9 protein-coding genes are annotated in these 9,133 nt (G+C 60.9%); 2 read left to right on the top strand and 7 right to left on the bottom strand.

What is annotated here, in order from left to right; genetic code table 11:
• Together AC0YKC_RS31935 and AC0YKC_RS31930 are read left to right on the top strand one after the other, a co-directional pair.
• A partial coding sequence (locus tag AC0YKC_RS31935) for a Ulp1 family isopeptidase (RefSeq protein WP_488513935.1) occupies positions 1-519 on the top strand: 519 nt, incomplete at its 5' end.
• A 219-nt stretch (positions 520-738) separates the two neighbouring features.
• Complete coding sequence (locus tag AC0YKC_RS31930; protein ID WP_488513934.1) at positions 739-945, top strand: hypothetical protein; 207 nt, start codon at positions 739-741, stop codon at positions 943-945.
• An 801-nt stretch (positions 946-1,746) separates the two neighbouring features.
• Here AC0YKC_RS31930 and AC0YKC_RS31925 read toward each other — a convergent pair.
• The 7 genes from AC0YKC_RS31925 to nifK form a co-directional block, all read right to left on the bottom strand.
• Positions 1,747-2,613 (bottom strand): universal stress protein, encoded by an 867-nt coding sequence (locus AC0YKC_RS31925; protein WP_488513933.1) that lies wholly within the window; start codon positions 2,611-2,613, stop codon positions 1,747-1,749.
• 105 nt (positions 2,614-2,718) lie between these two features.
• Positions 2,719-3,504, bottom strand: coding sequence for a winged helix-turn-helix transcriptional regulator (locus AC0YKC_RS31920; protein ID WP_488513932.1), 786 nt, complete (start codon positions 3,502-3,504; stop codon positions 2,719-2,721).
• A gap of 24 nt (positions 3,505-3,528) precedes the next feature.
• The gene (locus tag AC0YKC_RS31915) at positions 3,529-4,008 is read right to left on the bottom strand and encodes a NifX-associated nitrogen fixation protein (protein WP_488513931.1); all 480 of its coding nucleotides are present in this window, start codon (positions 4,006-4,008) and stop codon (positions 3,529-3,531) included.
• Positions 4,009-4,032: 24 nt separating this feature from the next.
• Complete coding sequence (nifX, locus tag AC0YKC_RS31910; protein WP_488513930.1) at positions 4,033-4,524, bottom strand: nitrogen fixation protein NifX; 492 nt, start codon at positions 4,522-4,524, stop codon at positions 4,033-4,035.
• Complete coding sequence (gene nifN, locus AC0YKC_RS31905; protein ID WP_488513929.1) at positions 4,490-5,872, bottom strand: nitrogenase iron-molybdenum cofactor biosynthesis protein NifN; 1,383 nt, start codon at positions 5,870-5,872, stop codon at positions 4,490-4,492. Before nifN ends, nifX begins: the two co-directional genes overlap by 35 nt.
• 8 nt (positions 5,873-5,880) lie before the next feature.
• Positions 5,881-7,368 (bottom strand): nitrogenase iron-molybdenum cofactor biosynthesis protein NifE, encoded by a 1,488-nt coding sequence (gene nifE / locus AC0YKC_RS31900; RefSeq protein ID WP_488513928.1) that lies wholly within the window; start codon positions 7,366-7,368, stop codon positions 5,881-5,883.
• Between the two features lie 157 nt (positions 7,369-7,525).
• Complete coding sequence (gene nifK, locus AC0YKC_RS31895) at positions 7,526-9,067, bottom strand: nitrogenase molybdenum-iron protein subunit beta (protein WP_488513938.1); 1,542 nt, start codon at positions 9,065-9,067, stop codon at positions 7,526-7,528.
• Between the last annotated feature and the right edge of the window lie 66 nt (positions 9,068-9,133).

The following is a 9,133-nucleotide window of genomic DNA, read 5'->3' as shown; positions in this document are numbered from 1 at the left end:
GACTACCAGCTCCTGACGCAAGAGTTGCAGGGGAACAATCCGGGTCTGGCCGCCCGGACGCGGTTCGTGGATCCCCTCATAACCCTTGGCAGCCTGCGCTTGGGCACCGAGAGCGACATGCTACGCGCATTCCAGCGCATCGTTCATGATCACAATGGCGACGACACGGCCGACTTCCTGTTCCTGCCCGTGAACGATGCCAGTGCCAATCGCCGCGGCAGCCATTGGTCGCTGCTGTTCGTTGATCGCCGCGAGCGCGGACGGCCGGTTGCCTATCACTACGACTCGAACGGGAGATACAACGAGGGGCCCGCAGGACAACTCGCAGCAAGGCTGGGCGCTCGCCTGGAGTCACCCCGCTTCCCTCAACAGCGAAACGGTTATGATTGCGGCGTCTTTGTGGTGGACGGCACGCGCGAGCTGGTTAGGCGATTGGCGCAACCAGGGCAGCCAGTCCAGCTGGACCTCGACGGGCTCCGTGCCGATCGGCAGGCACTGCAAAACCGACTGAGGGGCTGAAGTTCGCCATGGCGGGATAGCTTAAATTTAGACTGGAGCACCTCCCGCCTACGGCCTGGGACTCGGACACGAAGGAAGGTACGAAGCCGGCGCCCAGCAACCCAGCCCGGCGGGCGGCCAAAGTTTACCGCAATAGCGGTCGGCTTCGACTATCGCTGAAGGCGAGACATTTTTTGCCAATGCCGAGGTACCCTTTCACATCTACAGGCGCTGGTTGGGGTGACGCTGCCGTCGCAGCTTGTCGCGCTGCAGTTCGACATTCGTGCGCAAACCGTCTGGAACTCTGTGGGGAACAGTCCAAAAGCAATTCAGGCAATCGGGCTAGGGGCGTCGCCGACGCTCCTCTACGCGCTGAAGCGCGTGCCTCCGGCCAGCTCAAGGTCGGGCGAGAAAGAGCTGATAGCCGACTATTCCAACGCGGCGTAGCGGTGGCGTTATCCGTATCCAGGCCGAGCGGTGTGAAGGGCAGTTGCTTCGCAATTCTGTGAGAACACTGCTCAGCGGCGTCTGTTCGCCAACCAGCAGGGGCGCATATTCCTTCCAGCTGCGTCCAGCACTTACCGAACACGCAAGCAGTGAGATCGTTGTGCCACGAAGCGCAAAAAGACGATGTTGGCGGCTTCACAATAGGCTTTCAGCGTCTCCTTCATACGGCCTGGCGGGCATTTTCCGGCAGCAGTTTGGCGTGGCCCTTCACGCGATGGGCGACGACCTTCGCTTCCGGTGCGTTAGGGGCACCGAGGTAAGGATCAAGGGTGAACGACACGCGATGGTCGGAGCAGATCGTCTGCTAATTTCCTCGTCCGCGTCTACAGGGTTTTCCTTCGGCTTTGCTGTCGAAGCGTCCGCTTCCGCAGGCTTATGGCTTGTATCGATAACGCGCTGAAGAACCAGTGGTTCGTCGATACAGCATGATAGCCGGCGAGCAGTTGCCTCAGTCATTTCCCGGTCGGGTGAGGCGGCGAAGATTCGCGTGGCCCTGCCAAGCCTAGGCGGACCCGTCTTGTGCGTGAAAGCCTGTTGGATTAGGCGGGCGATGTAGCTTACGCGTTGATTGACGAAGGAGACGGTTGTCGAAGCCAACCCTGCCACGTGGATATCGCGACTAGCATCCTGCACCCGCAGACAAAGGTGCTAACGTTCCGCTAGGCGTTTTTGCCTGGAACTCGTTCGGATTTGGGCTTAGCGATCGCAGGAGACATCAAAACTACGGTTTTTAGATACCCGTCAGCGAGCCAGAAACAGCGGCAATGAAGGATTGCCTTCCAGCCATCTCGTCACCCCTCCGAAGAGGCGGTCACGGAGCCTCCGGCTGCCGTACGCGCCCATGACGACCATGTTGGCAGACGTGTCGAGCGCGTGCTGAGCGAGCACGGTCGCCGCCGGTTTGCCGGCGCTCGACAACCGGTCGACCGACACCCGAGCGCCGTGCCGAGCGAGATAGGCAACGATGTTGGCTCCCGGTTCGGCACCTGGTCGAGTGGTCATCGCCTCCGGATCGACGAGCGCGACACGGACTTCCTCAGCACCGGATAGAATATCCAGCGCTTCCCGAACCGCGCGCGACGCCTCGACTCGCAAATCCCAGCCGACGAGCACGCGCTGTGGCGACAGAGTCGGCTCGGCGCCCTGCGGCACGATAAGCACCGGCTTTCCGGTATCGAACAAGCTTCCATCGATAACGCGAGGTCCGAGATTCATGTCCTTCAGGAGTGCGGGGCCAATGACCGTGAGGTCGGTGCAGAGTGCGCGCTGTCGCACGGTTTCGCCGACCCTGGCCTGATCGCAATATTCAGTAGTGATATCATAGCGAATCCACATGGCTTTCAGCAGGTTTTGAATGTCCCTGGACGTCTTTTCCAGGATAGCCATGTCCGTTGAGAAGGCTTCGATTTGCCTATACCGCTTTTCCAACGTGACAATGGCCTTTCCGCGCTGCTCAGGCCATTCGCGGATGCATTCGCTTAGTGGAGGAGGCGACATAATCATGACGGAAAGATAAGCGCTGACCTCCGCACACAAACCAGCAGCTATTTTGGCGTCCTGATCGGAATGGTGCGCACCGGTCACACTGAGTATGCTTTTGATGGCCATCTGACTGCATCTTTCCGAGTAGACCGCACCTGCTGGCGCGTTTGGCAGTCGCAAGACTTGCCCAGAGCGCACCGCAGACGGAAGCGGCACCGCATCGGCCGCCATTCAGGCGTCCGGCTTCTCAAGCGAATAACCGGCCGACCTGACGGTACGAATGACGCTGCCGGGGGAAGCCGCCTTTAGCGCCTTTCTGATCCGGCTGATATGCACGTCGACGGTGCGTGCCCCGATGTGGATATTGTCCGGCCAGGCCGCGTCGATCAGCTCTTCGCGGCTGAAGACCTTTCCGGGAGCCTCGAGCAAATGCCGCAGCAGGTTGAACTCGAGCGGTCCGAGGTGGATGTCGTGGCCATTGCCGCGAACTCGGTGGGCATCGAGCTTCATCTCAAGGCTGCCGCAGCTGAGGCGGCTGCCGTTTTCAATCCCGTTTGAAACCGGCTTCGGCAGCGCCAGCTTCGTCCGCAGACAGTCGAGCAGCGTGGCCGGCGCGATCGGTCGCACAAAGCTCTCGTCAATGCCTGCCTTCAACAGATCGAGGTGCTGGTTCTCGGCGCCGGGCGCAATCAGGGCGACAATAGGAAGGCCGCCGGTCCGGGGCTCCCTCTTCAGCCTGGCGCAGATTGTGGGGCCTGCCGCGCTTGCTGGCCCGCAATCCAGTACTATCGCCTGGAGCTCCCGCTCATCGGCCGCTGCAAGTGCTTCCTGCATGCCACCTGCCGGCTCACTCGTGAAGCCGTCCACCTCCAGTACGTGGCTGAGGAACAGATACAACTCCGTATCTTGCGAACAGATCAGGACCAGTGGCTTCATCGGCACTATCCCAACAAGCAAACCGGCCTCGACCGCCTCGGTTGGGTGGGCTGGCCATGGCACGTCATCACGGCCCGGCATGATCGCGCTTGAAGAGCGGTTCCATCATGCCCGCGCCATCTCGGGATAGTCTTCAATGACCGCGACCGCATCGCCGGCCAGTTTCGTTCCGGCCGCGGCGAGTTTCCACAACGTCTCGAAGCCGAACCGGTGGACGTCGCGAAGGGTCTTCGACAGAACGACCAACCGCCCGACCGTGAAGAGCACGCGCCCGAAGCCCTCATGGCTGATCTCCATCATGGGCGATGCCATCAGGCCGGTGCGCTCTTCGATCGCAAGCCCGACGGCCGTGTAAAACATGTTGAGCCTCCACAGCACGTCAGGATCGGGATCGCCGATGATCGGGATTGCACGGCGCTGTTGCTTTGTGATGACGAAGTCTCCCAGTAGCTCGGCGTCCGATTTGCCTTCCCAAGATCCGAAGGAGTCCTGGGCACGGATCAGCCGCACGAGGCATCTGACGAACTTGGTGGCAAGTGCCGCTTCGACTTCCCCGGCATCAGGGCTAACCACGGCATCGAACATTTCGCCTGCTCCTCATTTGAAATCCTAGTCCTCGAAGGACGGTTTCTTTTCGGCAACGCCTGCCTTGGCCAGCACCTTGCGCAGCCAGGGGGGAGGACACGTCCTGAGCATCATCTGCGTGCGCAACAGCACCTCTTGAATGCTTTGGGGCTGCGGCACCTTGATCGGAAGGATCTTCGCCGAAATGATCTTGGCTGCCGAAGGTCCGCCGATAGCCAGACAAAACAGGAGATGACAGCCCTTCAGCGCCTCCACCTTCGGCGTGATGCGATCATCGCCCTCGCCGCGATGCTTGCCGCTTTCATCGGAAACGTCGTCGAAGGCCACGGCTTCTACAAGGTGCCACTCCTCGCGCGTCATGTCGTAGACTGCAAAGCGCTTGGCCGAACCGAAATGAGCGTTGAGGTTCTTCATGTCTTGCGTGGCGATCGCCACGCGCAAAGCGCCGGCCTGCTGTAGCGGCATCGATGCGTGAACCTCATCAGGCACGAGCGAGAGGCGACGAACTGAGCTCATCTGGCATTTCTCGGTTGCGGAATGGATTAAGCGCCTCAGGCGTCGGCGCATGCCGACCGGCCTGGAAGATGTTGGCGGCCTCGAAGATCAGGTCGCGGGTCCCCCGATAGAGGATTGTGAGCTTGTGTTGGCTGCCGAGCCTGTCGAAGATCGGGAACCCGACGCGCATGAGCGGGATGCCGAGGTGCTGCGCCGCCTGGCGGCCGTGGGAATGGGTGACGAGGAGATCAGTGCCGGCGCCAAGAGTTTCCAAATCGCCGAGATCGCCGATCTGAACCGAGTCCGCCGGTACTTTCTCCAGAATTTTCGACATATCGGTCGTGGTGACCGCCGCCGCGATTTGGGAGCCCATGCCGACAAAGAATGTCGCGAGTTGGTAGAGCTGGTCTGGTTCAGCAGCGATCGCAATTTTCTTGCCTCCGAAATGGAAATGTCCATCGAGCAACGCATCCTGCAACTGCGCCCTTCGACGGCGCACCCCTGCCGGCACCGGCGCACCCGAAATCGCAGACAGCAGCGAGACGAAACGGTCGGCGCCCTTCAATCCCGTCAACGACTGGAAGAGCACGTAAGGCACGCCGGTCAACCTGTGCAGCAGCTCGGCCGGGCGACGCATATGCTCACCGATGGCAATACATTGCACGGCCGTCCCAAGCTCGCGGATGTCCTCGACGCTGGCACCGCCATAGCTGGTCGAGATCCAGCGGTCTGGCACTGTACCGTCAAGCGAGCCGGAAACGTCCGGCACAATCACCGGCTCGAGCTCGAAGCTTTCAACCGTCTCACGCAAATGCTCGATATCGGCCACAGTGAGGCTCCAGCCGGGCAGGATAGCGATCTTCTTCGATCGCCGCGCCTGCTCGCCGGGCCTCGTAACCCTTTCGATCATCGACGCTACAGCCTTGGCCCAACCCTCTTCGATCGCCCCGTCGAAATCGGGCGTGCTGGCCAGCACGACCTCGGTACCCGCGAGTTCTTCCGCACGCTTGAGCCTGACATTAGCGATATCGCCTGCGAAATCCTCGCCGCGGGTTTCCGTTAGCGCCGTCGTGCACACCCCGATCAGCTTTGGATTGGTGCGAGTCTTGAGATTGAGAATCGCCTCTTCCAGATGATCCGCCCCGCCAAGGATCGTCGCCACCTCGTCCATCGCGGTCGTCTGCAGGGGGATGGCTTCCTTGAAATGCCGCACGAAGAGCACGAGCGCGAAGCTGGTGCACCCCTGGCTGCCGTGGAACAACGGCATGGCACCCTTGATCCCGAGAAAGGCCAGAGCTGCACCCAGCGGCTGCGACGACTTCAGCGGATTGACCGCCGCGGCTTTTGTCTGGGGGAGGATGCGGACCATCGGCTTCCTCAACGCTCGCCGAAATCGTCGGCCGTCGTGCCAGCGAATTTGAATGCCTGGACGGTCGCGCGCTCGCCGTTCGTGCTCGACGGCTCGTCGCCTTGAGCGGGCTGGCGCTCCCACGGTGGTGGCTCCCGCACCTGACGCCAGATCGGGTTGTGGATTGCGAGGTCGATTTGGCGTACGAGTTCCACCATGCCTTCATAACCGGCATAGGGCTGGTGCCGCTCCTGGTTGATGTCGAGCCAGGGTACCTTGGCCTTCAGCGCGATGAATTGCGTGCGCCCGCCCGACAGCATGATGTCGGCCTGGCGTTTTGAGAGCATGGCGTAAAGCTCGCGCGGGGGCATGGTTTCGAACATGTGGTTCTCGTGCTTGAGAATTTTCTTGATGCGCTCCTTGTCGTCGACGGTTGATTTCTTGACCGAGGTGCCGACGATCTCAATGCCGATCTCCATCAGCGCATGGACAACCGACCAGGATTTCACACCGCCAGTGTTTAGAAGCACGCGCTTGCCTTGGAGCCTCGGCCGGTAGGCCGCAAGCTTCTTCCAGGCAGTCGCCTCCTCTTCAGCAATCAATGCCTCGGTGCGGCTGAGGATCTTAGGATCTGCGCCCTTCTTCACCAGTAGTCTGGCGATCTGCCGAAGTGCTTCGGAGGTTTCGGTGATGCCGTAGAAGGAGCCTTCGAAAAACGGGATATCCCAACGCTGCTCCATCTTGCGCGCCAGGTTAATGAGTGCGGTCGAGCACACCACCATAGTTGCCCGGGCGCGGTGCGCTGATGCAACGTCAAGGTAGCGCGCGTCGCCGGGAATTGAGGCGCGCACCCGGATGCCGAGCCGATCCAGCAGCGGCTTCACCAGCCAGAATTCGCCCGAGAGGTTGAACTCGCCGAGGATATTGACGTCATGCGGGCCTGCATCGTCAGGCTCCACCGTGCCTATCACATGATCGAGCAATGCCTCGCCGGCAAGCTTGTTGCCGAGATTCTTCGAGCCGACGAACCCCGGCGCATTGACCGGCACCACCGGCAGGCCGAACTTCTCCGCCGCGCGTTTGCACACGGCCTCGATGTCGTCACCGATCAGTGCCGTAACACAGGTCGAATAGACGAAGATGGCGGGCGGCGCGTAAGCTTCCTTGATCTCGCGGATCGCTTTAAAAAGTTTACGCTCCCCCCGCCCCATCACCACGTCGAGTTCGGTGAGATCGGTCGTGAAGCTCGTGCGCCATAGAGTTGGCCCGGACGAAGCCGAGCCGCGGTTGTCCCAGGAATTGCCCTCGCAGGCGAGCGGTGCATGGACCAGATGCGCGACATCGGTGATCGGCTGCAGCACGATTTTTGCCCCGTCGAAGGCGCAGCCGCCGGCGGCCGCCCCTGGGGTCAGCGGTTTGGTGCAGCCCTTTTTGCGGGCCTGGGCATCCTTGCCGCGGTTCTTCTCGCAGGCAGGCTCGTGGAAGACATCCTGGATTTTGGCATTGAGCGAGGACATTACGCTGGTCTCCAAAGTCCGTCGGGAAGCGACCGGCCCTCCGAAAAAGCCGGCCGCCACCGCTAAAGCGGTAGCGACTTTCAGTGCCGCTCCGCCCACTCAGGGTATCACGCATCACTTGTCCGCAAACTGGTTCCCCCGTTCCTGGGAGACATGCTTAGCGGGTGAGATCGTAAGAATAGTCCGTCACTCCCGTCTGGCTGGTCTCGCGATCGAGCTTGTCGAAGATCTTGTCGAGGATTGTCGTCAGTACGCGCAGCCCACCTTGGTAGCCCATGAGCGCAAAGCGATGGTGATGGTGCCGGTCGAAGAGCGGAAATGTCAGCCGAATGAGCGGCGTGCCGGTGTCGCGCTCCAGATACTTGCCATAGGAATTGCCGATCAACAGGTCCACGGGCTCGGTGAAGAGCAGCGATCGCATCGCCCACAGGTCCTTGCCCGGCCAGACTTGAGCCGCTTTGCCGAAGGGCGAGAATGCAAGCATATCCTTCATCTCGTCCTCCCACGCCGAGGTGCCGTTGGTGGCGAGGCAGTGGGTCGGCTCGCCGCCCGTCTCCATGATGAAGCGGGCCATGGCGTGGACGAAGTCCGGGTCGCCGTAGATCGCGTATTTCTTGCCGTGCAGCCAGGACTGGCTATCCGCCATGGCATCAACAAGTCGCCCGCGCTCCAGTCGGATTGCCTCGGGGATTTCCTTGCCGGAGATCGCGGAGACCTCCATCAGGAATTCGTCGGTCGCCTGGACGCCGAGCGGGTAATGGAACGAGGCCGAGGCCTGACCGACCTCCTCGCAATATTCCAACGTTTTTCGCGTGTTGTAATGCTGTAGCGAAAGTGTCGCCTCGGCGTTCAGTGCGTTCCTCACGTCCTGGATTTTCGTGCCTCCGTCATACATGCGGTACTCGCCGTCCGATGGTGTGTCGAACTGGTCAGAGGCATCTTGGATGAACGTATAGGACACGCCCATCAGATCGAGCAGACGTTTGAGTTCCCGGTTGTTGCCAACGCAAAAGCCGTCGAAGCCCGGAATGATGTTGATCGTTCCTTGGGCTTCCGTTCGCTGCCGACCTTTCCAGAAGTGCTCCAAAATGCCCTTGACCGTACCGTCATAGCCATCGACGTGGCTGCCGACGAAGGCTGGCGTGTGGGCGAACGGCACGTCGAAGTCGCGCGGGACTGAGCCTTCTTCCTTGGCGTTCTCGATGAAGCTGTGCAAGTCGTCGCCAATGACCTCGGCCATGCAAGTAGTCGATACCGCGATCATCTTCGGGTCGTAGAGTTGGTACGTGTTGGCGAGCCCGTCGACCATGTTCTTCAGGCCGCCGAACACTGCCGCGTCCTCGGTCATCGAGGAAGAAACCGCCGAAGCAGGCTCCTTGAAATGGCGCGACAGGTGCGAGCGGTAATAGGCCACGCAGCCTTGGCTTCCGTGGACGAAGGGCATGGTTCGCTCGAAGCCCGCAGCCGCGAATACCGCGCCGAGCGGCTGGCAGGCCTTGGCGGGGTTGATGACAAGCGCTTCGCGCGCAAAGTTTTTGTCGCGGTATTCCCAAGTCTTGGTGAATTCGCGTTGATCAGCAACAACCTGATCCTGGTGCGGACATTCGAAATTCAGCTTCTTCTCGGCAAGCATCTGCCTGTATTCCGGTTCGCGGAAGAGGGGCGCATGGTCGAGAACTTTTTCGGCCGACTGCGGCATGGTGGTCACCCTTTTTGCATCTGACCCGCCGTAGCGCGGGACAGGGACATTGAACGTTTCAGGTCT

The organism is Mesorhizobium sp. CNPSo 4661 (assembly GCF_057784215.1).
This window is presented reverse-complemented; position numbering and strand designations above follow the sequence as displayed.